General features: G+C 74.8%; 25 protein-coding genes, 1 tRNA gene and 1 riboswitch. Of the genes, 19 read left to right on the top strand and 7 right to left on the bottom strand.

Going from position 1 to position 26,308, the window contains the following annotated elements; genetic code table 11:
- Positions 1–226 precede the first annotated feature (226 nt).
- Together M3148_RS14885 and M3148_RS14880 are read right to left on the bottom strand one after the other, a co-directional pair.
- Positions 227–1,207 (bottom strand): citrate/2-methylcitrate synthase, encoded by a 981-nt coding sequence (locus tag M3148_RS14885; protein ID WP_251305507.1) that lies wholly within the window; start codon positions 1,205–1,207, stop codon positions 227–229.
- 27 nt (positions 1,208–1,234) lie between these two features.
- Complete coding sequence (locus M3148_RS14880) at positions 1,235–1,741, bottom strand: MarR family winged helix-turn-helix transcriptional regulator (RefSeq protein ID WP_251305500.1); 507 nt, start codon at positions 1,739–1,741, stop codon at positions 1,235–1,237.
- Positions 1,742–1,857: 116 nt separating this feature from the next.
- Here M3148_RS14880 and M3148_RS14875 point away from each other — a divergent pair, with 116 nt between their 5' ends.
- The 16 genes from M3148_RS14875 (at position 1,858) to ddaH (ending at position 16,209) form a co-directional block, all read left to right on the top strand.
- Complete coding sequence (locus M3148_RS14875; RefSeq protein WP_251305497.1) at positions 1,858–4,044, top strand: MMPL family transporter; 2,187 nt, start codon at positions 1,858–1,860, stop codon at positions 4,042–4,044.
- Positions 4,041–4,841 carry a tryptophan-rich sensory protein gene (locus M3148_RS14870; protein ID WP_251305495.1) on the top strand — a complete coding sequence of 267 codons (801 nt, stop codon included), beginning with the start codon at positions 4,041–4,043 and terminating at the stop codon, positions 4,839–4,841. The genes M3148_RS14875 and M3148_RS14870 overlap by 4 nt, the downstream gene beginning before the upstream one ends.
- A complete protein-coding gene (idi, locus tag M3148_RS14865) occupies positions 4,838–5,392 on the top strand; it encodes an isopentenyl-diphosphate Delta-isomerase (protein WP_251305494.1) in 555 nt (184 codons plus the stop codon). The genes M3148_RS14870 and idi overlap by 4 nt, the downstream gene beginning before the upstream one ends.
- The gene (locus M3148_RS14860) at positions 5,389–6,435 is read left to right on the top strand and encodes a polyprenyl synthetase family protein (RefSeq protein WP_251305493.1); all 1,047 of its coding nucleotides are present in this window, start codon (positions 5,389–5,391) and stop codon (positions 6,433–6,435) included. The genes idi and M3148_RS14860 overlap by 4 nt, the downstream gene beginning before the upstream one ends.
- A complete protein-coding gene (locus M3148_RS14855; RefSeq protein WP_251305492.1) occupies positions 6,432–7,301 on the top strand; it encodes a phytoene/squalene synthase family protein in 870 nt (289 codons plus the stop codon). Before M3148_RS14860 ends, M3148_RS14855 begins: the two co-directional genes overlap by 4 nt.
- Positions 7,298–8,896 carry a phytoene desaturase family protein gene (crtI, locus tag M3148_RS14850; protein ID WP_251305491.1) on the top strand — a complete coding sequence of 533 codons (1,599 nt, stop codon included), beginning with the start codon at positions 7,298–7,300 and terminating at the stop codon, positions 8,894–8,896. Before M3148_RS14855 ends, crtI begins: the two co-directional genes overlap by 4 nt.
- On the top strand, positions 8,893–9,237 hold the full coding sequence (locus M3148_RS14845) for a lycopene cyclase domain-containing protein (protein WP_440136956.1): 345 nt from the start codon (positions 8,893–8,895) through the stop codon (positions 9,235–9,237). The genes crtI and M3148_RS14845 overlap by 4 nt, the downstream gene beginning before the upstream one ends.
- A gap of 1 nt (position 9,238) precedes the next feature.
- Positions 9,239–9,559: a lycopene cyclase domain-containing protein gene (locus M3148_RS14840; RefSeq protein WP_251305490.1), complete on the top strand. Its 321-nt coding sequence runs from the start codon at positions 9,239–9,241 to the stop codon at positions 9,557–9,559.
- Complete coding sequence (locus M3148_RS14835; RefSeq protein WP_251305489.1) at positions 9,556–10,434, top strand: prenyltransferase; 879 nt, start codon at positions 9,556–9,558, stop codon at positions 10,432–10,434. Before M3148_RS14840 ends, M3148_RS14835 begins: the two co-directional genes overlap by 4 nt.
- On the top strand, positions 10,434–11,027 hold the full coding sequence (locus tag M3148_RS14830) for a hypothetical protein (protein WP_251305488.1): 594 nt from the start codon (positions 10,434–10,436) through the stop codon (positions 11,025–11,027). Before M3148_RS14835 ends, M3148_RS14830 begins: the two co-directional genes overlap by 1 nt.
- Positions 11,028–11,038: 11 nt before the next feature.
- Positions 11,039–11,770, top strand: coding sequence for a glycosyltransferase family 2 protein (locus M3148_RS14825; RefSeq protein WP_251305487.1), 732 nt, complete (start codon positions 11,039–11,041; stop codon positions 11,768–11,770).
- A complete protein-coding gene (locus tag M3148_RS14820) occupies positions 11,767–12,204 on the top strand; it encodes a pyrimidine dimer DNA glycosylase/endonuclease V (protein ID WP_251305486.1) in 438 nt (145 codons plus the stop codon). Before M3148_RS14825 ends, M3148_RS14820 begins: the two co-directional genes overlap by 4 nt.
- Positions 12,205–12,357: 153 nt before the next feature.
- A complete protein-coding gene (locus tag M3148_RS14815) occupies positions 12,358–13,044 on the top strand; it encodes a metal-dependent transcriptional regulator (RefSeq protein ID WP_251305485.1) in 687 nt (228 codons plus the stop codon).
- Positions 13,045–13,220: 176 nt separating this feature from the next.
- Positions 13,221–13,378: riboswitch (cyclic di-AMP (ydaO/yuaA leader) on the top strand.
- Positions 13,379–13,380: 2 nt separating this feature from the next.
- Positions 13,381–14,250, top strand: coding sequence for a C40 family peptidase (locus tag M3148_RS14810; protein ID WP_251305484.1), 870 nt, complete (start codon positions 13,381–13,383; stop codon positions 14,248–14,250).
- 129 nt (positions 14,251–14,379) lie between these two features.
- Positions 14,380–15,312 (top strand): universal stress protein, encoded by a 933-nt coding sequence (locus M3148_RS14805; protein WP_251305483.1) that lies wholly within the window; start codon positions 14,380–14,382, stop codon positions 15,310–15,312.
- 84 nt (positions 15,313–15,396) lie between these two features.
- Positions 15,397–16,209 (top strand): dimethylargininase, encoded by an 813-nt coding sequence (ddaH, locus tag M3148_RS14800; RefSeq protein ID WP_368859563.1) that lies wholly within the window; start codon positions 15,397–15,399, stop codon positions 16,207–16,209.
- 13 nt (positions 16,210–16,222) lie between these two features.
- Here ddaH and M3148_RS14795 read toward each other — a convergent pair whose 3' ends face one another.
- The 4 genes from M3148_RS14795 to M3148_RS14780 are packed head-to-tail and all read right to left on the bottom strand — an operon-like array spanning position 16,223 to position 19,514.
- Complete coding sequence (locus M3148_RS14795) at positions 16,223–16,675, bottom strand: hypothetical protein (protein ID WP_251305482.1); 453 nt, start codon at positions 16,673–16,675, stop codon at positions 16,223–16,225.
- An 18-nt stretch (positions 16,676–16,693) separates the two neighbouring features.
- Positions 16,694–17,137 carry a hypothetical protein gene (locus tag M3148_RS14790; RefSeq protein ID WP_251305481.1) on the bottom strand — a complete coding sequence of 148 codons (444 nt, stop codon included), beginning with the start codon at positions 17,135–17,137 and terminating at the stop codon, positions 16,694–16,696.
- Positions 17,134–18,621 carry a hypothetical protein gene (locus tag M3148_RS14785; protein ID WP_251305480.1) on the bottom strand — a complete coding sequence of 496 codons (1,488 nt, stop codon included), beginning with the start codon at positions 18,619–18,621 and terminating at the stop codon, positions 17,134–17,136. Before M3148_RS14785 ends, M3148_RS14790 begins: the two co-directional genes overlap by 4 nt.
- Positions 18,618–19,514 (bottom strand): hypothetical protein, encoded by an 897-nt coding sequence (locus M3148_RS14780; protein ID WP_251305479.1) that lies wholly within the window; start codon positions 19,512–19,514, stop codon positions 18,618–18,620. The genes M3148_RS14785 and M3148_RS14780 overlap by 4 nt, the downstream gene beginning before the upstream one ends.
- A 343-nt stretch (positions 19,515–19,857) precedes the next feature.
- Between M3148_RS14780 and M3148_RS14775 the strand changes: the two genes are divergently transcribed.
- Complete coding sequence (locus tag M3148_RS14775; protein WP_251305478.1) at positions 19,858–21,219, top strand: O-succinylhomoserine sulfhydrylase; 1,362 nt, start codon at positions 19,858–19,860, stop codon at positions 21,217–21,219.
- Here the strand turns inward: M3148_RS14775 and M3148_RS14770 are convergent.
- Positions 21,180–21,632 (bottom strand): hypothetical protein, encoded by a 453-nt coding sequence (locus tag M3148_RS14770; RefSeq protein ID WP_251305477.1) that lies wholly within the window; start codon positions 21,630–21,632, stop codon positions 21,180–21,182. The two genes, M3148_RS14775 and M3148_RS14770, sit on opposite strands and share 40 nt — an antisense overlap.
- Before the next feature lie 55 nt (positions 21,633–21,687).
- Here M3148_RS14770 and M3148_RS14765 point away from each other — a divergent pair.
- Positions 21,688–21,760, top strand: a tRNA-Arg gene (locus M3148_RS14765).
- A 226-nt stretch (positions 21,761–21,986) separates the two neighbouring features.
- Positions 21,987–26,306: a hypothetical protein gene (locus M3148_RS14760; protein WP_251305476.1), complete on the top strand. Its 4,320-nt coding sequence runs from the start codon at positions 21,987–21,989 to the stop codon at positions 26,304–26,306.
- Positions 26,307–26,308: the final 2 nt, after the last annotated feature.

Here is a 26,308-nt window from a genome sequence, read left to right as displayed (position 1 = left end):
GACGGCAGCTTCACCGTGGCCGCGGACCTGTGGTGGGGGACGAACGCGACGTCCTACCGGATCCTCGAGAACGGCGTCGTCGTCGCCGAGGGCCCGCTCGTGGCGGCCACGCCGGGCGCCCAGCGGGGGGGGGGGGGGGGGTGGGGGGGGGGGGGGGGGGGGGGGGGGGGGGGGGGGGGGGGGGGGGTGGGGGGGGGGTGGGGGGGGGGGGCTGGCGGGTGGGCGGTCAGGGGTGGAGGGACTTCTGGGCCTCGAGGATGTGGGCCGACCAGCCGGCGGTGCGGCCGCAGACGATGAGGGCGTTGAAGAGCCTCGCCTCGAAGCCGACGTGGTCGAGGAGCAGGGCGCCCCAGAAGTTGACGCCGGCGCTCGACGGGCGTCCGGTCGCCTCGGCGATCCGCTCGCGGCCGGCCTCCTCGATCGCGCGGCCGGCGGCGAAGAGCCGCACGTCCAGCTGGCGGCACACCTCGCGGAGCATGGCCGCTCGCCGGTCCCGCTCGCGCGGCACGAGCCCCGGCACCATCGCCTGCTCCCGCAGCGCGTCGTCCACAGCCGTGGCGGGGTCCAGGCCGTCGTGCACCCGCACCGCCACCTGCCGGGCGCGGGCCGCGGCACCCGCGGCGAGCGGCCCGCTCACCCCGGAGATCGCCCCCGCGAGGCAGGCGCCGACGTCCGCGCCCGTGCTCGCCGCGGTCCGGGCGATGAGGGTCGAGGGGGAGTCGGGGCCGTCCTCCGCGACGATCGTCCACAGCGCGTCCAGGGCGCGGGCGTGGTCCGGGCGGGTGTCCCCGCGCCACCGGATGAGGAAGCGATCGGCGACCGAACGGCCCTGCTCCACCTCGTGCTGCGGGACCATCGCCAGCTCGGGTCCGCGGGCGGACTGCGCGACAAAGGACAGCGCCAGCACCGAGGCACGGGCCAGGTCGTCCCGGGCGCGGGAGGGGGTGATGTCGAGCAGCGGCCGGAAGCCCCACACCGGGGCGAGCTGGGCGATCGCGCTCTGCACGTCCACCCGGGTGTCCCCGGTCCGCACGGGCAGCGGGAAGGGCTCGGCGGGCGGCAGGGCCGGGTTCTCGACGTCGTCGACGAGCAGGCCCCACACCGACTCGACGTGGCGATCCAGGAGCCCCGACACGGGCTGGTCGCGGTAGAGCGGCTCGTCGTCGGGGCCGAGGGAGAAGATCGGCCGGTGCGGAGTGGTGTCCATCACGCGTCGATCGTAGGCGCTCCCGGCTCAGCCCAGGTCGTCGGTCCGGGGGAGGTCGGCGAGCATCCGGATGAGCAGGGCCCGCAGCTGGGCGGTCTCCGACGCACTGAGGGAGCCGCCGATGAGCGCCTCCACGGACTGTGCCCGGTCCAGCGCCGCGAGCGCGTCCCGGCCGTCCTCCGTGAGCGAGACGACGTGCCGCCGGCGGTCCTCGGCGTGAGGGGCGCGAGTGATGTGGCCGCTGGCCTGCAGCCCGCGCAGGACGCGGCCGATCGTCTGCTCGGTCACGTGCATCTGCGCGGCGATCTCGCGCTGGGACAACGAGCCGCGCGCCAGGACGACGAGCACCGGCACCGACGCGTGCGTGAGCCCCCACTGGGCCAGGTAGGCGTCCCAGGCACGCTCGACGCGCCGGGCCGCCGCGGACAGCAGCCGGCCCGTCGGCCACGTCTCGGGGGGCGGGAAGGTCACGCCGTCCGTCGCGGTTCGCGTGCCCACGGCTCCCGGTGAGCGGTCCAGCTCTCGGTCGGTCACGATGTCCTTTCCGGTTGCGCGCCTCGGGCGGCTCGATCATATTACTAAGCGTGCTTAGTGTTAAGGGCCAGTCCGGCCCCAGTCACCGTAAGTCCGACGGTCGTCGTGGCGCAGTCGTGCGCGCGCTCCTCACCGTCCTCGTCCTGCTCGCCTGGCTCGCTGTCGGCGGCCTGGGCGGCATGGCGCAGGGCTCGCTGTCGGAGGTGCAGACCAACGACCAGGCCGCGTTCCTCCCCTCGAGCGCCGAGTCCACCCGCGCCGACGAGCTCGCCCAGGAGTTCGCCGGGGACCAGCCCCTGCCGGCGCTGCTCGTCGCGACGGCGGCCGGCGGTGGCGAGCTCTCCCCCGAGCAGCTCGCCGCGGCCGAGGAGTTCGCCGGGCAGGTGCCCGAGCTCGAGCTGCCGGACGGCCGGGCCCTCGGTGACGTCCTCGAGGGGCCCGTCCCCGTCGTCCCCGCCGAGGACGGCGAGGCGATCCTCCTGCCGGTCTCGATCAACGGTGACGAGGCCGAGGAGAACCTCGGTGACACGGGGGAGCGGACCGGCAACGTCGTCGTCACCGAGCTGCGCACCCTCGCGGCGGACACGCTCGCCGACGCGGACCTCGACACGTGGGTGACCGGGCCGGCGGGCTTCGTCTCGGACCTCGGCGCCGCCTTCGGCGGCATCGACGGCGTCCTGCTCCTCGTCGCGCTCGTCGTCGTGCTCCTCATCCTCGTCGTCGTCTACCGCTCCCCGATCCTGCCCTTCACCGTCCTGCTCACCGCGGTCTTCTCCCTCTGCGCCGCTGCCCTCGTCATCAAGCCGCTCGCGGGCAGCGGTGCCCTCCTCCTCAACGGCCAGAGCCAGGGCATCCTCTCCATCCTCGTCATCGGCGCGGCCACCGACTACTCCCTGCTCCTCGTCGCCCGCTACCGCGAGGAGCTCACCCGCAACGCCGAGCCGCGCCAGGCGATGGCCAAGGCGTGGCGTGCCTCCGTGCCACCCGTCCTCGCCTCCGCCGGGACCGTCATCGCCGGCCTGCTGTGCTTGCTCCTGTCGGACCTCGGCTCCAACGCAAGCCTCGGGCCGGTCGGCGCGATCGGCATCGCCGCCGCCGTCCTCGGCGCGCTCACCCTCCTCCCGGCGCTGCTCCTCGTCGCGGGCAGCCGCTCCCGCGCGCTGTTCTGGCCGCGCCGGCCCCAGTACCGCCCCGATGCTGCGCCGGCCTCGGAGAGCTCCACGGGCCTGTGGGGCCGCATCGCCGGCGGGGTCGCTCGCCGCCCGCGCCTCATCTGGGGCACGACCGCCGTCGCCCTCCTCGCACTCGCCGCCTTCCTGCCCACCCTGCAGGCCGAGGGCACCGGCGAGGGGGACGTCTTCCTCAACCCCACTGAGGCGGTCGAGGGCCAGGACGTGCTCGTCGAGCACTTCGAGGGCGCCGGACAGGTGCAGCCGCTCGTCGTCATCACCGCCGAGGCCAGCGCCGAGGACGCCGTCGCGGCGATCGAGGGCGTCGAGGGCGTCGAGAGCGCGCAGCTCGTCACCGGGGAGGACGACGCCCCCGTGGTCGTCGACGGCCTGGTCGAGATCCAGGCCGCCACCACCGCGACGTCGGAGAGCCAGGAGGCCACCGTCGTGGCCGGCGACGTCCGGGAGACCGTCCGCGACGTCGACCCCGACGCGGTCGTCGGTGGCGCCGCAGCGCAGCGCCTGGACACCCAGGAGACGGCGGAGCAGGACCTGCGGACGATCGTCCCGCTCGTCCTCGCAGTCATCTTCGTCATGCTCGTCATCCTGCTGCGGGCGATCGCCGCGCCGCTGGTGATCCTCGCGGTCAACGTCCTGTCCTTTGCGGCCACGCTCGGGCTGTCGGCGATCTTCTTCAACCACGTCTTCGACTTCCCGGGCGCGGACGCCTCCGTCCCGCTCTTCGGGTTCGTCTTCCTCGTGGCGCTGAGCATCGACTACTCGATCTTCCTCATGACGCGGGTGCGGGAGGAGTCGCTGGAGCACGGCACCCGCAACGGCGTGCGCCGGGGCCTGACGATGACCGGTGGTGTCATCACCTCCGCCGGCCTCGTGCTCGCCGCCACCTTCGGCGCGCTCGTCGTCATCCCGCTGCTCTTCCTCGTCCAGCTGGCCTTCATCGTCGCCGTCGGTGTCCTCATCGACACCTTCATCGTCCGTAGCCTCCTCGTCTCCGGGCTCGTCCACGACATCGGCCGGAACGTATGGTGGCCCTGGAAGGCCCGCGTGCCCGAGGACGAGGACGACTCGACGGCGGCCGCGAAGGAGACGACGGCGATGGGGAGCAGCGCATGAGCCAGTCACGGCCGGCCCTCGTGCGCCAGGTCGCGGTGACCGTCGCCTACGTCGTGTGCGTCGTGGGCTCGCTCATCGGGGTGGGCCTCTTCGGCGGCACGCCCATCGCCGAGGCTGCCGGCGGCGTGCTCGCCGCCGACTCCACCCACCTCGCCCCCGACTCCCCGGCGTTCTCCGTGTGGAGCGTCATCTACGGCGGCCTGGGCCTGTACACGCTGTGGCAGTGGTGGGACCGCACCGACCGGCGCCGGATCGCCTGGCTGGTCGTCGCCTCCCTCGTGCTCAACGCCGCCTGGATCCTCACCGTGCAGGCCGGCCAGGTGTGGCTGAGCGTCGTCGTCATCGTCGCGCTCCTCGCCGTGCTCGCGCTCACCTTCCAGCGGCTGCTCGCGGTCCCCCCGCGCAGCCGGGTGGAGGCGCTCGTCGCGGACGGCACCGTGGGGCTCTACCTCGGCTGGGTGAGCGTGGCGACCTGCGCCAATGCCGCCGCCGCACTGCTCGACAGCGGTTTCACCGGTGGCGGCGCCCCCGAGTGGTGGGCGGTCGGCGTGCTCGCCGCCGTCGCCGTCGTCGGGGTGGCCCTCGCCGTGGTCGGCCATGGACGGCTCGCGCCCGCCGCCACCATCGTGTGGGGACTGAGCTGGATCGCCGTGGCCCGCACCTCCGGTGCGCCCGAGTCGACCACCACCGCTGTCGCGGCGGTGACGGCCGCCGCCGTCGTCGCCGTCGTCACGATCGTCGTGCGGCTGCGCACGGGAGCTGAGACACGAGTCGGAAGACAGGAGACCACGACATGACCACCTCGACCGAGGACCTGGTGACGCTGCTGGCCGAGGACGGCACGGCCATCGGCTCAGCCCCGCGGCCGACCGTGCACACCGCGGAGACGCCCCTCCATCTCGCCTTCTCCTGCTACCTCACCGACGCGAGCGGCCGGCTCCTGCTCACGCGCCGGGCGCTGAGCAAGAAGACGTGGGCCGGGGTGTGGACCAACTCCTTCTGCGGGCACCCGCGGCCGGGAGAGGACATCGCGGAGGCGATCACCCGCCACGCCCGCCACGAGCTCGGCCTCGAGGTCACCGACGTGCGCCCCGCCGTCCCCGACTTCCGCTACCGCGCCGTCGACGCGTCCGGCATCGTCGAGAACGAGATCTGCCCCGTCTTCGTCGCGAGGACCACCCAGGAGCCGGAGCCCAACCCTGAGGAGGTCGCCGAGCACCGGTGGGTCGACCCCCGCGAGGCCGTGCAGACCGTCCAGGTCGCGCCGTGGGCGGTCAGCCCGTGGATGGTCGCGCAGGTCGAGCGTCTCGTGGCCGCCGGCCACCTGCCTGAGAGCGCCTCCGGATGAGCGCCCCACCGCGCGAGACGGTGGACACCGCCCCGGTGGACGCTGCGCTCGCCGGCTTCTTCACCGACGGCACCCGCCACCTCGTGGGCGCGGAGCACACCCGGCTGTGGGCCGCGCTCCGCGACGCCTCGGCGGGCGGCAAGCGGCTGCGGCCCATGCTCTTCCACAGCGTCTACCTCGCCCTGGGCGGGCGGCAGACCGACGTCGCCGCGCAGGTGGGGGCCGCCCTCGAGCTGCTCCACACCGCGCTCGTCGTCCACGACGACGTCATCGACGGTGACACGGTCCGCCGCGGCCGGCCCAACGTCGTCGGCACTTTCGCGGCCGACGCGCGCGGGCGCGGCCACGACGCCGAGCGCGCCACCCACTACGGCCAGAGCGCGGCCATCCTCGCGGGCGACCTCGCGCTCGCCGGAGCCGTCCGCGTCATCGCGCTGTGCGGGGCGAGCCCGGCCACCGTCGCGCGCATGCTCGACCTCGTGGACCGGGCGCTGCACCTGAGCGCCGCGGGCGAGCTCACCGACGTGCGCCTCAGCCTCGAGGGGGACGCCGACGTCCCCTCCGTCATCACGATGGAGCACCAGAAGACGGCGGTGTACTCCTTCGAGCTGCCGCTCCAGCTGGCCGCGGTGCTCGCGGGGGCGCACGCCGAGCACGAGGCCGCGCTCACCCGCTTCGCCCGGCTCCTCGGCATCGTCTACCAGATCCGCGACGACCTCGACGGCATGTTCGGTGACGAGGCGGCTACCGGGAAGAGCTCGGTGTCGGACCTGCGCGAGGGCAAGTGCACCCCGCTCATCGCCTACGCCCGCACCACCCCCGCGTGGGCACAGATCCGCCCCTACCTCGCCTCCGGCACCGCCGACGACGACGACGCCGCGCGCGTCCGTCTCCTCCTCGAGGAGTGCGGGGCGCGGGCCTTCGTCGAGGGGCTCGCGGAGGAGCTGACCGGCGAGGCCCGCGAGGCCGTCGCGCACCTGCCGGAGGCCCCGCTCCTGGACGAGTGGGCCAGTGCCGTCACCCGCGGGGCGAGGGCGGCGTGAGCCGTCCGTCCCGCCGGCCCGCCGCGGCCTCCCGGTACGACGACGTCGCCAGCCGCAGCGCCGCCGTCGTCATCGCCACGTACTCGACGTCCTTCGGGTGGGCGTGCCGCCTGCTCGCGCCCGGCGACCGGGAGCACGTGCGCAACATCTACGCCCTCGTCCGGGTGGCCGACGAGATCGTCGACGACCCCGACCAGTCGTGGTCCGCCGCCGACCGCGGCGCCATGCTCGACGCGCTCGAGGAGGACACCCGGCAGGCGCTGCTCAGCGGCCGCAGCGCCAACCTCGTCGTCCACGCCTTCGCCCGCACCGCCCGCCGCTACGGAATCGGCCCCGGGCTCATCACCCCGTTCTTCGCCTCGATGCGCGCGGACCTGTCCGTCGACGCGCACGACGAGGCGAGCCTGGCCGAGTACGTCCACGGCTCGGCGGAGGTCGTCGGGCTCATGTGCCTGCGGGTCTTCGTCGACGGTGACGACGCCACCTACGGGCGTCTCGCCCCCGGGGCCAGCCGCCTGGGCGCCGCATTCCAGAAGGTCAACTTCCTGCGCGACCTCGGCCAGGACCACGATGCGCTGGGGCGCACGTACTTCCCGGGGCTGGACCCCGCGGCTTTCACCGACGCGCACCGCGACGCCCTCCTCGACGACATCGACGCGGACCTGGCCGCCGCCGAGCGCGCCCTGGTCCGGCTGCCCTCGAGCAGCCGGCGCGCCGTGCGGGTGGCCCACGGCCTGTTCAGCGAGCTGTCCCAGCGGCTGCGGGAGACCCCTGCCGCGCAGATCCGCACCGAGCGGGTGCGGGTGCCGGACCCGGTCAAGGCGCGGATCGTGCTGCGCGGGACCCTCACGGGAGGACGTCGATGACACACTCGGCCGCACCGGGCGGGGCAGCGCAGGCCGACGCGCCCACCGCCGTCGTCGTCGGGGGAGGGATCTCGGGGCTGGCGACGGCCGCCCTGCTCGCCCGCGACGGCTTCCGCGTCGAGCTCCTCGAGCAGCGCGAGGAGGTGGGCGGTCGCGCCGGCAGCTGGAGCGCCGAGGGCTTCCGCTTCGACACGGGCCCGTCCTGGTACCTCATGCCCGAGGTCTTCGACCGGTTCTTCGGGCTGCTCGGCAGCTCGAGCGCCGAGCAGCTCGACCTCGTCACCCTCGACCCCGCCTACCGGGTCTTCTACGAGGGGCACACCGAGGCGCTGGACGTCCTGCCGGACCGCGAGGCCAACCTCGCCGCCTTCGAGCGGGTCGAGACCGGCGCCGGGCGTCGCCTGGCGCAGTACCTCGACACCGCGCAGGAGACCTACGACATGGCGCTGCGCCACTTCCTCTACACGAGCTTCACCTCGTGGCGGGACCTGGCCGTGCCGGACGTCGCCCGCCGGGCCCACCGGCTGCTCCCGCTCCTGGGCCGCTCGCTCAAGGCGCACGTCGCCGCGAGCTTCACCGACCGCCGACTGCGCCAGATCCTCGGCTACCCGGCGGTCTTCCTCGGCTCCTCACCCGACCGCACGCCGAGCATGTACCACCTCATGAGCGCCCTCGACCTCACCGGTGGGGTCCAGTACCCCCAGGGCGGATTCACCCGGCTCATCGAGGCCGTCGCCGGGCTCGCCGAGCAGCAGGGTGTCACCATCCGCACCGGCGCCACCGTCACCGCCGTGACGACCGAGTCCGGCCCCCGTGGCCGGCGCCGCCCGCCGTCCCGTGTCACGGGCGTGCGCTACCGCGACGCCGCCGGCGCCTCGCACCGCCTGCGTGCCGACGTCGTCGTCGCGGCGACGGACCTCCACCACGTCGAGACCGAGCTGCTCCCGCCCGCCGTGCGCGAGCGGCCCGCCCGCTGGTGGCAGCGCCGCGACCCGGGCCCCGGTGGCGTGCTCGTCTACCTCGGCGTCGACGGCAAGCTGCCGCAGCTGCCCCACCACACGCTCCTGTTCACCGAGGACTGGGACCGTAACTTCCGCGACATCCGCGAGGGCCGCGTGCCGCGGCCGGCCTCCGCCTACGTGTGCACGCCCTCGCGCACCGACCCGGGCGTCGCGCCCGCGGACGCGGAGAACGTCTTCATCCTCGTCCCGGTCCCCGCCGACCCGTCCCTCGGGCGCGGCGGCCGCGACGGCGGCGGGGACCGTGCCGTCGAGGAGATCGCCGACGCCGCGATCGACCAGCTCGCCTCCTGGACCGGGATCCCGGACCTGCGCGAGCGCATCCGGGTGCGCCGGACCGTGGGGCCCGGTGACTTCGCCGCGGACCTCAACTCCTGGCGCGGGGGGATGCTCGGCCCGGCGCACACCCTGCGGCAGAGCGCCTTCTTCCGGCCGGGCAACGCCTCGCGCAAGGTGAGCGGCCTGTACTACGCCGGGGCGAGCACCATCCCGGGCATCGGTCTGCCGATGTGCCTCATCAGCGCCGAGATCGTCCGCGACCGGGTCCACGACGAGATGGCACTGTGGGCCTCGTGATCGCTCTCGCCTACCTCGCGGCACTGCTCGTCCCGCTCGGCTGCATGGCCCTGCTCGACGCCCGCTTCCGGCTCGTCCTGTGGGCCGACGCCCGGCGCGGGGCCCTCGTGCTCGCCGTCGGCGTCGCGTTCTTCCTCCTGTGGGACGTCGCCGCGATCGCCTCCGGCTTCTACCACCGCGGGGCGAGCGAGGCGATGACCGGCATCATGCTCGCCCCGGAGCTGCCCCTGGAGGAGCTCGTCTTCGTCACCTTCCTCTGCTACCTCACGCTCGTGCTCCACGGGCTCGTCCTCCTGCTCCTGCGCTCGCGCCGCACGACGACGACGGCGGAGGTGGCCTGAGGTGAGCTACCTCCTGCTCGCGGGCCTCTTCCTCGTGCCCGTCCTCGCCGCCGCCGTCGGCGCCACCCGGGTGCGGCGGCTGGGCCGGCGCTGGTGGGCGGCGACGGCGATCACGCTCGTGGCCCTGCTCGTCCTCACGGTCGTCTTCGACAGCCTGATGATCGCGGCCGACCTCTTCCGCTACGACGACTCCGAGCTCACCGGCGTCCGGCTCCTCCTCGCCCCCGTGGAGGACCTCGCCTGGCCGCTCGCCTCGGTGCTGCTCCTGCCGGCGCTGTGGGAGCTGCTGCGCCCCCGCCGCGACGCGGAGGAGCGGGCATGACGGCCACCGCCAGCAGCGCCCTGCGCCAGCTCCTCGGCTCCTCGCGGCCGGTCAGCTGGATCAACACCGCCTACCCCTTCGCGGCGGCCTACCTCATGGCCGGCGGCGGTGTGGACCTCGCGCTCGTCGTCGGGGCGCTGTACTTCCTCATCCCCTACAACCTGCTCATGTACGGGGTCAACGACGTCTTCGACTACGAGTCGGACCTCCGTAACGCGCGCAAGGGCGGCATCGAGGGGATCGTCCTCGACCGCCGCTGGCACCGCACGACGATCTGGGCGTCGGTGCTGAGCAACCTGCCCTTCGTCGTCGCGCTCGTCCTGCTCGGCTCGGCGGCCTCGACGGCGGTGCTCACCGTGAGCGTGCTCGCCGTCATCGCCTACTCCGCCCCCGTGCTGCGCTTCAAGGAGCGGCCCGTCCTCGACTCGCTCACCTCGAGCACCCACTTCGTCAGCCCGGCCGTCTTCGGGCTCGTCCTCGCGGGCGGCTCCCCGGAGGGGGCGGCGCTCGCCGCGCTCGTCGCCTTCTTCCTGTGGGGGATGGCGTCCCACGCCTTTGGGGCCGTCCAGGACGTCACCGCGGACCGGGAGGCGGACATCTCCTCCGTCGCGACCTGGCTCGGCGCCGCTCGCACCACCCGCCTGTCCCTCGGGCTGTACGCGGCGGCCGGTGTGGCCGCGCTGTGGACCGGGTGGCCGGGCGCGCTGGCTGCCGTCCTCGTCGTCCCCTACATCCTCTCGATCTGGCCCTACCGCTCCCTGCCCGACGAGCGCTGCGAGGAGGCCAACGCCGGGTGGCGGCGGTTCATCTGGTTCAACCTCGGCACCGGCTTTCTCATCACCCAGCTCCTCATCGCCATCGCCTGGACCCGCTGATGGCCGACGAGCACCAGGCACGCCCCACCACGCCCGCCGGCGTGCTCCTCACTGTGCCCGGGCCGCGCCCCGCGCGGGTCGCGGCGCAGGCCGTCGCGGTGGCCGCCGTCCTCAGCGTCCCGGCGGCCGTCGCCGTCGACCCCGTCGCCGCGGCGGTGGCTCTCCTCGTCCTGGGCGGTGTGACGCTCGCCCGGGTGCTCGTCCTGCCCGCCACCCTCCAGGCGCTGCTCGGTGCCGCGCTCATCGCCGCCGGCTGGGCCAGCGCCGTCGGGCTCTACGAGACGGTGCCGTGGGTGGACGTGCCCGCCCACCTGCTCGTCAACGGCCTCATCGCCGCCGCCCTGGGCATCGTCCTGCTGCGCGGCGGCCTGCTCGCCGACCCCGCCACCCGCGCCGGACGCGCCGGCATCGCGCTGACGACGGCGAGCGTGGGCGTGGCCCTGGGGGTCCTGTGGGAGATCGCCGAGTGGGCCGGGTACACCTTCGTCGACGAGTCCGTCTACGTCTCCTACGGCGACACGATCGGTGACCTCATCGCCGGCGGACTGGGCTGCGCCGGCGCCGGTCTGCTCGTGGCCCGGTGGACGCGGTGAGCCGGCCGAGCGTGAGCGTCGTCATCCCGGCGCTCGACGACGCGCCGGCCCTCGATCGCTGCCTCGCCGCCCTGCAGCGCCAGACGGTGGCGCCGCTCGAGGTCGTCGTCGTCGACAACGGCTCGCGGGACGAGACGGCGGACGTGGCCCACAGGTACGGCGCCCGAGTCGTCGACGAGCCGCGGCGCGGGATCCCCATGGCCGCGGCGGCCGGGTACGACGCCGCGCGCGGCGACGTCATCGCCCGTCTCGACGCCGACTCCCTGCCCGGCCCCGACTGGCTCGAGCGCATCACCGCCGCGATGGCCGACCCGCGCCGGGACGCCGTCACCGGCGTCGGCAGCTTCTACGAGCTGCCGCGCGCCGGCCGCGTCGTCTCCGCCGTCTACCTCGGCGCCTACTACGGGCTGTGCTACCTCGCGCTGGGCCACCACGCGCTGTGGGGCTCGAGCATGGCCGTGCGCCGCACCAGCTGGCTCGCCGTGCGCGCCGCCGTCCACGACGACGACGCCGAGCTCCACGACGACCTCGACCTCGCCTTCGCCCTCGGCCCGCGCCGCCGGGTGCGACTGGACCGCTCGATCGTCGTCGGCGTCTCCGCGCGCAGCCTCGTGGGGCTGGCCCAGCTGCGCCGCCGCTTCCGCCGCGCCTTCCGCACCCTCGCCGTCAACTGGCGGGTGGCCCCGCCGTGGACGCGGTGGGCGGTGCGCCTGGGACTGCCCGCGAGGGAGGGGGCGGCATGAGGGTCTGGTCGGTCCACCCGCGCTACCTCGACCGGCAGGGGCTCGTCGCGTGCTGGCGCGAGACGCTGCTGGCACAGGCGGTGCTCGCCGGACGGACCAAGGGCTACCGGGGCCACAGCCAGCTCGTCCGCTTCCGGGCGACGGCGGACCCGCTCGCGGCGGTCTGCGCCTATCTCGGCGTGCTCGCCGTCGAGGCCGACGAGCGGGGCTACCGCTTCGACCGCAGCCGCATCGACCGGGCCGTGGCGCTCGACGCCGTCGCCCCGCTGCCGGTGACCGAGGGGCAGGTCGCCTACGAGTGGGCCCACCTGCGCGCCAAGCTCGCCACCCGCAGCCCCGACCGCTACGCCCTCGTCCGGGACGTCACGGACGTCGAGGTCCATCCCCTCTTCGTGCGGGTCCCCGGCCCCGTCGAGCCCTGGGAGAAGACCTGAGGCACCCGCCCTCGGGTCTCCCGGTCCTCTGGTTCCGGCGGGAAGGGTGGTGTGGGAACGGAGGCGTAAGCACGACCTGCGCCACAGGACGGCCACGGGGGCCGGTGGGTCGGCCTATCCTCGGGAGGAGGAGCGAGAGATGGGCAGCGACCAATGAGTGACCTGATCGACACCACCGAGATGTACCTCAAGACGGTCTACGAGCTGGAGGAGGAGGGCGTGGTGCCCATGCGGGCACGCATCGCCGAGCGCCTCGGCCACTCCGGCCCGACGGTGTCCCAGACGGTCGCCCGCATGGAGCGCGACGGGCTGCTCCACCTCGAGGAGGCGCGACGCATCCGCCTGTCCGACCTCGGCCACGAGCGCGCCACCCAGGTCATGCGCAAGCACCGCCTCGCCGAGCGGCTCCTCACCGATGTCATCGGACTGGACTGGGAGTACGTGCACGAGGAGGCGTGCCGCTGGGAGCACGTGATGAGCGAGCAGGTCGAGCACCGCCTCCTCGCGCTGCTCGACCACCCCCATCACGACCCCTACGGCAACCCCATCCCCGGGCTCGCCGAGCTCGGGGAGCACAGCCTCGCGCCCGTCGACCCGCCGCTGCAGCCGCTGGCCGCGGTCGTCGGCACCCCGGAGACCGAGGTCGTCCTGCGGCGCATCGGGGAACCCCTCCAGGTGGACGTCGAGCTGCTCGCCCGCTTCTCCGAGGCGGGGGTGCGCCCCGGGACCCGACTGACCGTCCAGCGCGGCGCGGGCTTCGTCTCCCTCCGGGCCGAAGGCTCCGAGCTCGTCCTCGACGTCGCCGAGGACGTCACGCGGCACCTCTTCGTCGACGCCTGAGGAACCGCGGGATCTCGCGGTTCTTGCCGCCCCACAGGTGTGAGTCGCGACACGAGACCCACAGGCTTCGTAACCGGAACGTGACAATTGGCGACACGCTCAGGTAGTGTCCGACTCGCTCCTCACGCCCTCCAGTGATGAGCCCATGGACGGAGCCCAACCCTGCCGCCGCCCGTGGTCCCAAGAGGATGACCGTCGGCAGGGGCGGGGGAACCAGGTAGTGGCGGTCGGCTCCGGTCGGCCCCTAGGGGTGAAGCCCGTCCGCAAGGACGGGCCGGGTGAACTCCCATCCGAACCCGACAGCTCACCTCGTCGGCAACACAGGAGAGGCAGTTCGTGACCGTAACTATGCCTGGGGCGCGCCACCGCGCAGCGTGCCGTCCCACCACCCCCTTCACCGCTCTCAGCCAGGCCGTCGCCGGCCCGGCAGCCCGCCGCGGAATGCTCGTCGCCGCGTCCTCAGGCCTGGCCCTGACGATGGCCGCCAGCACCGCCGTCGCCGTGCCGGAGGGCTCCTCCCTCCCGCAGGTCGACGTCTCCGCGCTCTCGAGCCAGGCCCGCACGGCCCTGACGGTCAACCCGACCGTCTCCGTGCCCGCCGACGTCGAGTTCGCCGTCGCCGACGTAGCCGTGGCCGCGACTCCGCCGAAGACCACGGTCGCCGAGGACTCCGACCCCATCGCCGAGCACATCGCCGCGGAGGCGGCCGCCGCCGAGGCTGCTGCCGCCGCCGAGGCGCAGGCCCTCGTCGCTGCCCGGTCCACCGAGACCGCCTCCCGCAGCGGGGCGTCGACGTCCTCGTCCTCCTCCTCCGCAGCCGTCGCGGAGGCCAGCGCCACCCAGGCCGCCCCCGCGCCGGCCGCCTCGGGCAACGCGATCGTCGACATCGCCTTCCGCTACGTCGGCACCCCGTACGTGTGGGGCGGCGCCAGCCCCTCGGGCTTCGACTGCTCCGGCTTCACCTGGTACGTCTTCCAGCAGGCCGGGATCAGCATCCCGCGCGGCTCCGGCGCGCAGGCCGGCGCCGGCACTGTCGTCTCGGCCGCCGAGGCCCAGCCCGGTGACCTCGTGTGGTGGCCCGGCCACGTGGGCATCTACCTGGGCGACGGCCAGCACATCGCCGCCCGAAACCCCTCCAAGCCCCTGCAGGCCGGTCCGATCTCGGACGTCGGCCGCGGCACCCCCACCTTCATCCGGGTGGGCTGAGCCCCAGCACGCGTGCCCGACGGGCCCGCACCGACTCGGTGCGGGCCCGTCGGCGTCCCTGCCGAAGCGCCGCCGCGCCGCGCGCGAGGGAGCACAATGGGGGCAACGGCTCCCGACCTGGAGGGTGACATGCCCCGCGAGAACGTCGTCATCGTCGGTGTGGACGGTTCCGAGACGAGCACAGCGGCCCTGGACTGGGCCGCGGCAGAGGCCCGCCGGCTCGGCTGGCGCCTTCACGTCGTGTGCGCGTACGCGGTACCCGCCTTCACCGTCGCGTCCCTCGACGGCGGCTTCGCGGCCGTCGACGACTCGGCGATCCAGGCCGGAGCTCAGGCAGTCCTCGACGAGGCCGTCGAACGGGTCGGTGACGAGCTGCACGTCACCTGCGCGCTCGAGCTCGGGGACCCGACCGGCGTGCTCGTCGAGCTCTCCCGGCAGGCCGGGCTCGCCGTCGTCGGCACGCGGGGTGGCGGCGGCTTCGCCGACCGGCTCCTCGGCAACGTGTCCTCCTCGCTGCCCGCCCACGCCCACTGCCCCACGGTCGTCGTGCCCCGCACCCCTGAGGGGCAGCCCGGCTTCACGCCGGTGCGCCGGATGGTCATCGGCGTGGACGGCTCGGAGTCGGCGACCATCGCGTTGCGCCGCGCCGTCGACGAGGCCGTCCTGTGGGACGCCCATCTCACCGCCGTCGCCGCCGTTCCCATCGGTGGGGGGTCCGGCTCCCTCGCCTGGCTACCCGCCGCCGTCGACCGTGACGACGTCCTCGCCGACGTCAAGGTCGGTCTCAGCGTCGCCGTCGACCGCGCCGTCGAGGGCCGCCAGGTGCGCCTCAGCCAGCACGCCCTGGACGGCAACGCCGCCGCCCTCCTCGCCGAGTTCTCGACGGCGGTCGACCTCGTCGTCGTCGGCTCCCGCGGCCGTGGCGGCTTCGCGGGGCTGCTCATGGGTTCCACCAGCCAGGCCGTCCTTCACCACGCCGTCTGCCCGGTCATGGTCGTGCCCGCCCGCTCGGCCCGCGAGGAGGAGACAGGCCCGGCCGACGTGCCGTGGCGCCGCCGCTGACGTGTCGAGGGTCACGCGTGCCACGCCGCCGGTGACCTCGGGTGTGCCTAGGCTCTAAGCACACCCGAGACGAAAGGGGCTGCCGTGCGGCCATCCCGCGACGCGACGCCTCGGCACTTCCTCATGTGCCGACCGACCTACTTCACCGTGAGCTACGAGATCAACCCGTGGATGCACCCCACCGTGCCGACCGACACGGACCTGGCGGTCGCCCAGTGGCAGGAGCTCCACGACACCTACGTCCGGCTCGGGCACCGCATCGAACTCATCGACCCGATCGAGGGCCTGCCGGACATGGTCTACGCCGCCAACGGCGGCCTGGTGAGCGACGGCGTCATGTACACCGCGAAGTTCACCTACCCCCAGCGCATGCCCGAGGGCCCCGCCTACGCGCAGTGGTTCGCCGACCACGGCTACCGGGTGCACGAGGCGACCGAGACGAACGAGGGCGAGGGCGACATCCTCACCGTCGGTGACTACGTCCTCGCCGGCACGGGCTTCCGCACCTCCACCGCCTCGCACGCCGAGCTGCAGGAGGTCATCGGCAAGCCCGTCATCACCCTGCGCCTGGTGGACCCGCGGTTCTACCACCTGGACACCGCGCTCATGGTCCTGTCGGACACGGAGATCGCGTACTACCCCGAGGCCTTCAGCGAGGGCAGCCGCCGGGTGCTGGAGCGCCTCTTCCCCGACGCCGTCATCGCCACCGAGGCCGACGCCGTCGTCCTCGGGCTCAACGGGGTGAGCGACGGCCGCCACGTCATCCACAACCCGCGGGCGACGGACCTCGCCGCGGCACTGGCCGAGCGGGGCTTCGAGCCCATCGGCATCGACACCTCCGAGCTGCTCAAGGGCGGCGGCGGCGCCAAGTGCTGCACGCTGGAGATCCGCGCCTGAGCCGCCGTGCCCGTCAGCCCGGCCAGCCGGCCTGACGAGCGCGCTCGAGCCACCCGAGGTCGACGGCGGACGAGGGCGCGTCCGCGACGATGTCGAGCACGCGGCGGGCATCGTCCGTCACCGCGTCGACGACGCCGTCCCACAGGTCGCCGAGGACCGAGCGGGCTTCCTCGGCGGCGGACAGGAGGAAGCCGCGCGCGGCCTCGATCGCGGCGAGGGTCTGCCCCGCGCCGTCGGCGTGCTCCCGGAGTGCCTGGGCGACGTCGTCGACGCGGTCCGCGCCGCGCGTCGTCGCCTCCGCGTGGTCGAGGAGTGCCGCCTGGTACTCCTCGGCGGCGACGGAGCGCCAACCGATCGTCTCGCGCAGGGCCACGAGGTCTGCGCCCAGCTCACGTGCCTGCTCGGCGACGTCGTCCATCTGCCCGGCGAGCGCGCGCAGGTCCTCCGGTGCCTCAGCCAGTCCCACGGTGCTCCTTCCGGTCGGTCACGGTCGCCACGCGGGGTTGGCGGCGGGCGGTCCGAAGCGCTCGTAGAGCCCGGTGGGTCCGGCGCCCTGGTGGGGGAAGCCGAGGTCCCGGGCGTCGAGGACGACGCCGCCGGGAGCGGTGAGGACGGTGCTCACGTCGGTGGGGACAAAGGCCACGGTGTCCCACCCAGCGTGGACGAGCCGGTCGAGGACGGCCAGCTGCTCCCCCGGGTCCGCGCTGGACGTCGCGGCGTCGATGACGACCTGCTGCCCCCACGTGGCGCCCGAGCGCACCTGGACCTCCGCGGAGGTCACGGTGTCCAGGGCGGTGAGCTCGGCGGTGAGCCGCTCGCTCTCGTCGGTGAGGTCAGGGGAGGTGGGCGCGGGCGTGCCGGCGCCGTCGGAGCAGGCGGGCAGGAGGAGCAGGAGCCCGAGGGCGCCGCTCGCGAGCAGCCGCCTCACCGGTGCTCCTGGGTGACGGCGTACTGGAAGACCTGCGCCTCACCGTCGCGCACCTGGGCGAACTGCGCCTCCAGGCCCTGCAGCGCGAGGGCGAGGGCGGGGTCCTCGGCGGCCTGCGCGCTGATGAGCGCGCCGGTGTCGGCGTAGACGCCGCCGCCGTGGGCGGAGATCGGCGAGCCGGCCGTGACGCCGTCGGCGCCGTGGACGTCCCGCGTGACGGTGGTCCAGCCCGGGGCGCCGGGGTTGGGGCTGCCGTCGAGGCGGGGGACCGGGTCCTGGGTGTGCTCGATGGACAGGACGGCGACGTCGTCGGGGACGTCCATGCCGGCGACCGGCGAGCCGCCGGTGACGACCTGCGTGACGTGCAGGCCGTTGCCGGGGTCGGCGGCGAGCGCGGCGGCGACGATCCCGCCCTGGCTGTGCCCCGCCAGCGTGACCGGCTGGGACTGCAGCTCGGCGAGCGGGACGCCCTGCTGGGCGGCGACCTCGCTCATCGACTGGCGCACCGCCTCGAGCACCGCCGCCTCCATCGCGGTGTCGCCGCCCGCCATGAGGTGGAGGTTGGTCGCGAGGTTGGAGGGGTTGCTGCCGGACTCCGGCGCCCAGTCCTGGGTGCCCGGGATCTCGACGATCCAGCTGTGGCCGCCCGCGCCGTCGGGCACGGCGGTGACCCGCACCTCCGAGGCGTCGCCGTCACCGAGCCGGCCGATGTTGCCGAAGAGCGCGGCGAGGCTGTCGGCGGCGGTGCCGTCCGGCGCCGGGTCCGGCGTCACGCTCGGCGTGCCGTCGGTGAAGAAGCCCATGAGCCCACCGGCGCCGATGACGCCCGCCACCACCTGCTCGTAGCTCAGCGGCACCGGCGCGAAGGTCCACGGGGTGAGCGCGCTGAGGACGAGCGGCACCTCGGCGCCGAGGACCCACGGCAGCGCGGCGACGATCGAGTCGGTCACCCACGGCTCGTCGTAGAGCCCGCCGAGCACCGTGTCGAGCGGGTCCTGCCCGACCTCCTCGACCCACGCGGCGAAGGCGTCCGGCGTGAGGGCGTCGGCCACGTCCGCCGGCAGGGCGTCCAGCAGGAGCGCGGACAGCGCGAGCCCACCCGCCGCGAGCAGCCCCGCGTGGAGGACGACGACGCCCGTCACGGTCCGGCCCGCCTCGGCCAGCCGCGCGAGGGCGGCGTCCGTCTCCTCGTAGACGGTGGCCGAGCCCCGCAGGAAGACCGCGGCGGCCTCGTACTCGAGGGCCACCCACGCCAGCCCCTCCGGAGGCAGCTGCGCCTGGGACACCTCGGCGAGCAGCCGACCTCCCGTCATCGGGGAGAGCACCTGGGAGGACAGGACCGCCTCGTGGGTGGCGACGGCGGCCACCCGCAGCGCGAGCTCTCGGGCGGCGTCACCCTTGGCGTCGAGGACCTCGGCGGTGGCCCGCATGTCCTCCACGCGCGCGAGGACGCCCACCGCACCACCGGTGACCGTGAGGGTCACAGCACCTCCTCGGCGTGGAGGAGGCCGGTCAGCGCGGTGAGCAGGCCGTTGCGGACGCGCAGGAGATCGGTGCGGCGCAGGGTGACGCCGTGCGTCGTCGCGTCGACGAGCTCGACGACGTCCGCCTCCGTCCACAGCCACACGCCGTGGAAGGCCAGGGCGCCGTCATCGTGCCGGCGGGCCGCGCTGACGCAGGCCCCTCCGGTGAGGTCGGTGGAGACGGCGCCGAGCACGGACAGGGCCGAGGCGGGAAGGCCCGACAGGTGGAGCGCGACGTCCTCACGGCCCAGCCGCAGCGCCTGGGCGATGGCGGCCGACTCTGGCCAGCCGACGCGTACGGGGGAGCGGTCGGCGGGCCGGCCGCCCACGTGGTGGGGCAGCGCACGCGTCACCTGCGCCAGCAGCCCTCCGGCGGCGGACAGGGAGACCTCGACGACGGGCTCCTGCTCGAGCACCGTCTCCCCTCCCGGTGAGCGCACCATGCGCCGACGGCGGGCGAGCGCGGCGGTACGCCCGGCGCTCCACGCGACGGCCTCGTTGACGACGACGTCCCCGGACCAGGAGGAGACGTCGACGCGGACGTCGGACTCGAGCAGCATGAGCATCCCGAGCACGCACGACGGCGTGAGCCCGGTGACGTCATCGCGCTCGGGGGTGTGGGTAGCCAGGCCGCGCAGCTGGAGGCTCGCCCAGGCGCGTGCGCGCTCGCCGGGGGTGAGCGGCTCGTCAGGGTCCAGGCCGAAGGACTCGGGCGCGAAGCCGGCGGGCGTCACCGCACCGGGGACGCGGGAGAGGAGGGCACGGCGCAGCACCGTCCACTCCGCGACGTCCAGGCGGAAGTGGGCCACCCTGCTGCGGCTCTGGCGCCCCTGCTGAACTGTCTGCGCGGACATCGTGCCCCCCGTTCTGGCACCGGGTGACCACCCATGCCTTCACCGCTCATCCTCACGGGCCGACAGGGCCGTGACCATGGGGAGAAGAGCCCATCGCAGGCGCCATCGGGAGGAGCCGTCGCGCGCGCGGTCCTGCGAAGGAGGGAGCCCGGGAGTCTCATCCCGGGGCCGTGAGGTCGGCCGGTCGTCCGGGTGCTGGGACGGGCGCCGGCGGCGCGGGCCCGGGCGCCCGCGGCGTGGTTAGCATCGCCGGGAACCATCCAGAGCAGCCGAGAGACCTGGCTCGTCGACGCTGCAGCAACCCGGCCCACGGGTGCTCCCGCCAGGACGCGATGGAGGAACCATGACGACCTCGACCACCCGCCCCGCCTGTCCCGGCCCCGGCGGGTACCCCGACCCCGACCCGACGTGGGGCAGCGCGACCCGGGCGGTCCACGCCGGGCACGAGCGCACCGGCTTCCACGAGACCTCCGAGGCCCTCTTCCTCACCCAGGGCTTCGTCTACGCGGCCGCGGCCGACGCCGAGGCGGCCTTTGACGGGGAGGCGGACCGCTTCACCTACAGCCGCTACGAGAACCCCACGGTGCGCACCTTCGAGGAGCGGCTGCGCGCGCTGGAGGGCGCGGAGGCCTGTGCCGCCACGGCCACGGGGATGTCCGCCGTCTTCTCCACGCTCGCGGCGCTCGTGCGCAGCGGGTCCCGGGTGGTCGTGGGCCGGGCGGTCTTCGGCTCGACGATCACGCTCCTCGAGGACATCCTCGCCGGCTGGGGCGTGGTCACCGACTACGTCGACGCGCACGACCTCGAGGACTGGCGTCGGGCGCTGGCCACCCCGGCCGACGTCGTCCTCTTCGAGACGCCGTCCAACCCGATGCAGGACATCGTCGACGTCGCCGGTGTGAGCGCACTCGCCCACGCGGCGGGCGCCGTCGTCGTCGTCGACAACGTCTTCGCCACCCCGGTGCTGCAGCGTGTGCTGCCCCAGGGGGCCGACGTCGTGGTCTACTCGGCCACCAAGCACATCGACGGCCAGGGGCGCACGATGGGCGGGGCCGTCCTCGGCAGCCGAGAGTTCGTCGAGGGGCCGCTGCGGCTCGTGCTGCGGACCACGGGGCCGTCCCTCAGCCCCTTCAACGCGTGGGTGCTCCTCAAGGGCCTGGAGACGCTGCCGCTGCGGATGCGCGCCCAGAGCGACGCCGCCCTCGAGCTGGCGCGATGGCTGGAGACGCTCCCGCGGGTGGGCCGGGTGCGCCACCCCTTCCTCGACTCCCACCCGCAGGCGGAGCTCGCCCGCGCGCAGATGAGCGGCGGGGGCAGCGTCGTCACCTTCGACGTCGCCGTCGGCGGGCGGCCGGCGAGCCGCGAGGAGACCTTCGCGTTCCTCGACGCCCTGCGCCTCGTCCTCATCTCCAACAACCTCGGCGACGCGAAGTCGATGGTCACCCACCCCGCGACGACGACGCACCGGCGCCTGGGCCCCGACGGCCGCGCCCGCGTGGGCATCAGCGACGCGACCGTGCGGCTGTCGGTGGGACTGGAGGAGCTCGCCGACCTGCGCACCGACATCGCCCAAGCGCTCGCCGCCGTCCCCGCCACCGGACGCCCGCCCGCCAGCGCCGCCGCCCGCCCGCACCCCGCCGCAGGAACTGCAGCGGAAAAGCAGGATCAGCCGCGCAGCTTCGATGGGTACCGGCGGCGGCGCTGACGGTGGACGGAGCGATCGATGCGCCACAGCGCGAGGGCGGTCATCGCCTCGAGGGAGGGGCGCAGCAGCGCGGCGGTCAGCCGGCGGGGGAGGGGGCCGCGCAGGTGGACGCCGTCCTCGGCCCAGTCGACGACGGCGCGCGCGGGCCCGTCGGGCCGCACCGTGATGACGACCTCCCCGAGCAGCAGCGGCCCCGTCTTCACCAACCGCAACTCGTGGGGGGCATCGGCGTGGGTGACGCGCATCCGGTCGACGAGCACGAGCGCGGACCTGCCCACCACCTCGTCGCCCGCGCGCAGCGCCCGGGCCGGTGCGTCCACGCGGGTGAGCGGGATCCAGCGGCCGTGGTGCCGGGCGGCGGTGACGACGGCGTAGGCCCACTCCTGCGGCAGGTCGAGCGTGCGGCTGGCCATGCCCCAGAGCCTATGTGCGTCCGGCCCGGCCCGCCGAGTACGCTGGGTCCGCCCCGCCTCCGTAGCTCAGGGGATAGAGCACCGCTCTCCTAAAGCGGGTGTCGGCAGTTCGAATCTGCCCGGAGGCACCGCTCCGCGGCCCCGTGCCGCGACCCTGAGGGGCTGTGACGTACCTCACAAGAAACTGTACGGAGGTTGGGCCTTGCGCTCCGCCCAAAGGTGGAGCAGGATACTGCTCATAGGGCGTGACGCCTGCCCCCCGTGTGCGTCACGCCCTATCTCTATCTCCCGGTGAAGTCGCCCGCTCCGGCGGGTCGCACGGACCGGCGGCGTGGCGCTGGTTAGCGTGGGGTGATGACCCCCTCACCGCTCTTCGCCCGGCCTCCCGCGGGGCCCCGCCGCAGCGGCGGACCGGGTCCTGTCGGCCTCGTCGGCGGCCGCTCCGGGAGCGGCGAGCCAGACTCCGCCACCAGTGCCCGCGGCCGCACCGTCGAGGACGCTGCCCAGCAGTGGCGTGAGCGTCTCGTCGCACTCAGCGGTGCCAGTGCCCTCTCGGACGTCGCCATGCTCGGTGAGGCCGTCATCGACCTCACGGCCGCGCACCCCTCCGGGATCGCCCAGCTCTACTCCGGCCGCGCCACCCGGCTGTCCAACCTCGTGCGCGAGGGTGGCGCGCTCGTCGCGGCCCGCCGCTCGGCCCGCACCGTCGTCGCCCGCACCGACGAGCTCGCCCAGCGCTACGGCGTGGCCCCCACCTACCTCGCGGCCGGCATCGCCACGTGGACCGAGGTGCCGCCCCCCGTGCCCGTCATCGGCGACGACAGCGCCACCCCGGCATCCGTCGCCGGGGGCGAGGGAGCCACCGCGCCCGCCGAGCCGCGCACCGTCCGTGCGCCCGTCCTGCTGCGTCCCGTGCGCCTGACGCCGCGTGGCGGTCAGGTCGCGGACCTCGACCTGGAGCTGGAGCCGGCGGTGGACCTCAACACCGTCCTCGTGCGGGCGCTGCGCTCGCACGGGGTGTCCGCCGACCTCCACGCCATCGCCGCCGGCGCCCTCACCCCCGACGGCTTCTCCCCGCGCGCCACCCTCGGGCGGATCTCCCTGCTCGGCGAGGAGCACCTGCCCGACTTCACCCTCGAGGAGCGGGTCCTCATCGGCCCCTTCGTCCACCCGGGCCAGGTGCTCGTCGAAGACCTCGAGGCCATGCACGACGACCTCGTCGGCCACGACGTCGTCGCCGCGCTCGCCGGCGACGAGGACGCGCGCGCCGCGCTCGACCGCGTCCTGCCCGAGCGGGCGGGCGCCGACCGCCAGCCCCAGGCCGAGCGCGGTGTCGGGGACCTGGACCCCGACCAGCAGCGGGTCATCGACGCCGTTGCCGCCGGCACCGACGTCTTCATCGACGCGCCCCCCGGGGCCGACGTGCCGGCGACGCTCGCCGCCGTCGTCACCGACGCCGTCGCCTCGGGCCGGCGGGTCCTCTACGTGCCCGGGACGCGGCGCGTGGGACGCGCGCTCGTCGAGGAGCTGGACCGCCTCGGGCTGCGCGAGCTCGTCCTCGACCTGTCCACCGACACCGGGTGGCGCGCCAGCGCGCCGCAGGAGCTGCGCGCCGGGCTCGCCGTCGAGGAGCCGCCGAGCGAGGTGGACACGGTCCGTGCCGTCCGCGCCGAGCTCGTTTCCGTGCGTGAGCGGCTCGCTGCCTACGTCACTGCCCTCCACACCTCCCGTCAGCCGTGGGGCTGCTCGGCGCACGCCGCGCTGCTCGCGCTCGCCGAGCTCACGGCGGCCCGGCCGGGGCCCCGGACCGAGGTGCGGCTCTCCGCCGACACCGTCCGCGAGCTCGCCGGTGACCGTCGCGAGCACGCCCGGGAACGCCTCGTTCGGGCGGCCTCCCTCGGTGCCTTCGACCTGCGCCCGCACGACACACCCTGGTACGGCGCCCGGCTCGAGAGCGCGGACGCCGCCCGCCAGGCCCTCGAGCGCACCCAGCGGCTCTCCGGCATCGAGCTGCCCGGCGTCCTGGCCGACGCCGAGCGCACCACCCGCGAGACCGGCCTCATCGCGGCCCGGACCCTGCGCGAGTGGCTCGAGCAGCTCCAGATGCTCGACGGCGTGCGCTCGGCGCTCGACGTCTTCGTCCCGCAGGTCTTCGAGCGCTCGGCCGCCGACATGGTCATCGCCACCTCCACGCGCGCCTGGCGCAAGGAGCAGGGCGTCACGATGTCGTGGGGCACCCGGCGCCGGCTGCGCAAGCAGGCCAAGGACCTCCTGCGTCCCGGCCGTCCCGTGACCGACCTCCACGCCGAGCTCGTCCACGTCCAGGAGCAGCGCGAGGTGTGGCGCCGCCACTGCCCCACCGGAGGCTGGCCCCGGCTCCCCGAGGGCCTGTCGGAGATGACCCGCCACGCGCGCGCCGTCGAGAAGGACGTCCTCGCCCTCCAGGGCGTCGTCGGCGCGGGCGCCGGCAAGCCCGACCTCCTCGACCTGCCCCTTGAGGACCTCGCCGTGCGCATGACCTCCCTCGGCGGGGACGGCGAGGCCGTCCGCCTCATGCCCGAGCGCTCCGCGGTGCTCGCCGACCTCGAGGGCCTCGGCCTCGGCGAGCTCGTCGCCGACCTCACCGAGCGCCGCGTCGTCGCCGCGCTCGCCGGCGCGGAGCTCGAGCTCGCCTGGTGGACCTCCGTGCTCGAGGAGATCCTGCGCACCGACCCGGCGCTCGCCGGCTACGACAGTCCCGGCCTCGTCGCCCTGGCCGAGCGCTTCCGTGAGCTCGACGCCGCCCACGTGCGGACGCTGCCCGGCCCGGTCCGCCGCGCCGTCGTCCGCCGGCTGCGGGCCCTGGTCCGCGACCGCCGCGACGAGGCCGCGCAGCTCGAGGCCGAGCTGGGCACCGGCGTGGACCTGCGGCGCACCTACGCCCGGCACCCCGAGCTCCTCGGCGCGATCCGGCCCGGCTGGATGGTGCCGCCGGTACTCGTGCCCCAGCTCCTGCCGCCCGCACGCTGCGTCGACCTCGTCATCCTCGACGGCGTCCACCACCTGCCGACCGAGCAGGCCGTCGGCGCGATCACGCGCGGCAGCCAGGTCGTGCTCGTCGGGGACTCGCGCCGCGGCGGCGACGGGCTCGTCTCCGAGCTGGCGCCGCTCCTGCCGGTCCTCACCCTGCCCACCGACCGCGCCGAGCGCGAGGAGTCGATCGCGGCCTTCCTCGCGTCCCACGGCTACGAGGACGTCATCCAGCCCGTGCCGGACCCGCCGTCGCCGGGCCGCATCACCCTCGAGCTCGTCGAGGGCTTCGGGATGCCGGCCCCTGGCGCCGACGCCGTCGAGAGCGTCCAGGCGGAGGTGGACCGCGTCGTCGACCTCGTCATCGAGCACGCTCTGACGGCGCCGGACCAGTCGCTCGCCGTCGTCGCCCTCAACGCCCGGCACGCCGACCGGGTGCGCGAGGCAGTCATCTCCGCCGTCTCCGGGTCCTCGGCCGTGGCCCGCTTCTTCGCCGCGGACCGTGAGGAGCCCTTCGTCGTCGTGGACGCGGACGGTGCCGGGGGCCTGCGGCGCGACACGGTCGTCCTCACCCTCGGCTACGCCAAGACTCCCCATGGCCGGGTGCTCCACAGCTTCGGCACCGTCAGCAACCCCGACGGCAAGGCCTGCCTCATCGACGCGCTCGACGCCGTCCGGGAGCGGCTCGTCGTCGTCTCCTGCATCGGACCGGGCGAGATCGACCGCAGCCGGCTCCACACACCGGGCCCGCTCCTCCTCGCCGATCTCGTCGACTGGGCCGCCGACCCGCAGCCCGCGCAGGACGTCGACGCCGTGGGGACGGCGCCCGACCCGCTCCTCGTCGACCTCGCCGAGCGCCTGTGGCGCCTGGGCCTGACGGTCGTGCCGCAGTACGGCGTCGAGGGCGGCGTGCGGATCCCGCTTGCGATCGGGCACCCCGACCTGCCGGGTGAGCTGCTCGTAGCCGTCCTCACCGACGACGCCGCGTACGTCGCCGAGCCCAACCTGCGCCGCCGGGAGCGGCACTGGGTGCAGCGGCTCGTCTCCCGCGGCTGGCGGGTGCACATGGCCTTCTCCACCGCCGTCTTCACCGACCCGCAGCGGGAGGCAGAGGCGATCGTCGCGCTCGCCCTGGACGTCGTCGACTCCCGCCGCCGGGCGGCCGACCCGGTGCGGCCGCCGGCCGCGGCGCTGCCGCTCGAGGTGACGGACACGGACGAGGACGCCGCGCCGCAGGAGCCGGCCGCCGAGGCTGCCGAGCCGAGCGCCGGCACGCCGGAGGCCGCCGAGGCGCCCGTGGCCGAGGAGCCCACTGCGGTGGACGCCCCCGCGGTGCCTGGTGAGTCCGCGGACACCGAGCCGGCAGGTGCCGAGCCGACGGCCGAGCCGACGGCCGAGCCGGCGGATGCCGAGCAGGTGCTCGAGCCCGCGCCGGTCGCCCCTGCGCCCGCCGAGCGCGGCCCGCGCCCGCCGGTGACGCCGGGCCTGCCCGTCGGTGCCTACTCCGACGACGAGCTCGACGACCTCGCCGCGTGGATCGACGCCGACGGCACCGAGCGCGACGAGGACGCCCTCGTCCAGGCCCTGCGCGAGGAGCTCGGGCTCACCCGCCGCGGGCTCGAGGTGGACGCGGTGCTGCGCACCGTCGCCGCTCGCCGCCGCTGATG

Origin of the sequence: Georgenia satyanarayanai (assembly GCF_023715365.1) — a bacterium.
Lineage (GTDB): Bacteria > Actinomycetota > Actinomycetes > Actinomycetales > Actinomycetaceae > Oceanitalea > Oceanitalea satyanarayanai_B.
This window is presented reverse-complemented; position numbering and strand designations above follow the sequence as displayed.

Coding starts and splice junctions, on each gene's coding strand:
- M3148_RS14835 (WP_251305489.1), top strand. CDS start 9,556: ATGACGGCCACCGCCAGCAGCGCCCTGCGCCAGCTCCTCGGCTCCTCG.
- M3148_RS14870 (WP_251305495.1), top strand. CDS start 4,041: ATGAGCCAGTCACGGCCGGCCCTCGTGCGCCAGGTCGCGGTGACCGTC.
- crtI (WP_251305491.1), top strand. CDS start 7,298: ATGACACACTCGGCCGCACCGGGCGGGGCAGCGCAGGCCGACGCGCCC.
- M3148_RS14820 (WP_251305486.1), top strand. CDS start 11,767: ATGAGGGTCTGGTCGGTCCACCCGCGCTACCTCGACCGGCAGGGGCTC.
- M3148_RS14830 (WP_251305488.1), top strand. CDS start 10,434: ATGGCCGACGAGCACCAGGCACGCCCCACCACGCCCGCCGGCGTGCTC.
- M3148_RS14805 (WP_251305483.1), top strand. CDS start 14,380: ATGCCCCGCGAGAACGTCGTCATCGTCGGTGTGGACGGTTCCGAGACG.
- M3148_RS14775 (WP_251305478.1), top strand. CDS start 19,858: ATGACGACCTCGACCACCCGCCCCGCCTGTCCCGGCCCCGGCGGGTAC.
- M3148_RS14815 (WP_251305485.1), top strand. CDS start 12,358: ATGAGTGACCTGATCGACACCACCGAGATGTACCTCAAGACGGTCTAC.
- M3148_RS14760 (WP_251305476.1), top strand. CDS start 21,987: ATGACCCCCTCACCGCTCTTCGCCCGGCCTCCCGCGGGGCCCCGCCGC.
- idi (WP_251305494.1), top strand. CDS start 4,838: ATGACCACCTCGACCGAGGACCTGGTGACGCTGCTGGCCGAGGACGGC.
- M3148_RS14770 (WP_251305477.1), bottom strand. CDS start 21,632: ATGGCCAGCCGCACGCTCGACCTGCCGCAGGAGTGGGCCTACGCCGTC.
- M3148_RS14860 (WP_251305493.1), top strand. CDS start 5,389: ATGAGCGCCCCACCGCGCGAGACGGTGGACACCGCCCCGGTGGACGCT.
- M3148_RS14885 (WP_251305507.1), bottom strand. CDS start 1,207: ATGGACACCACTCCGCACCGGCCGATCTTCTCCCTCGGCCCCGACGAC.
- M3148_RS14780 (WP_251305479.1), bottom strand. CDS start 19,514: ATGTCCGCGCAGACAGTTCAGCAGGGGCGCCAGAGCCGCAGCAGGGTG.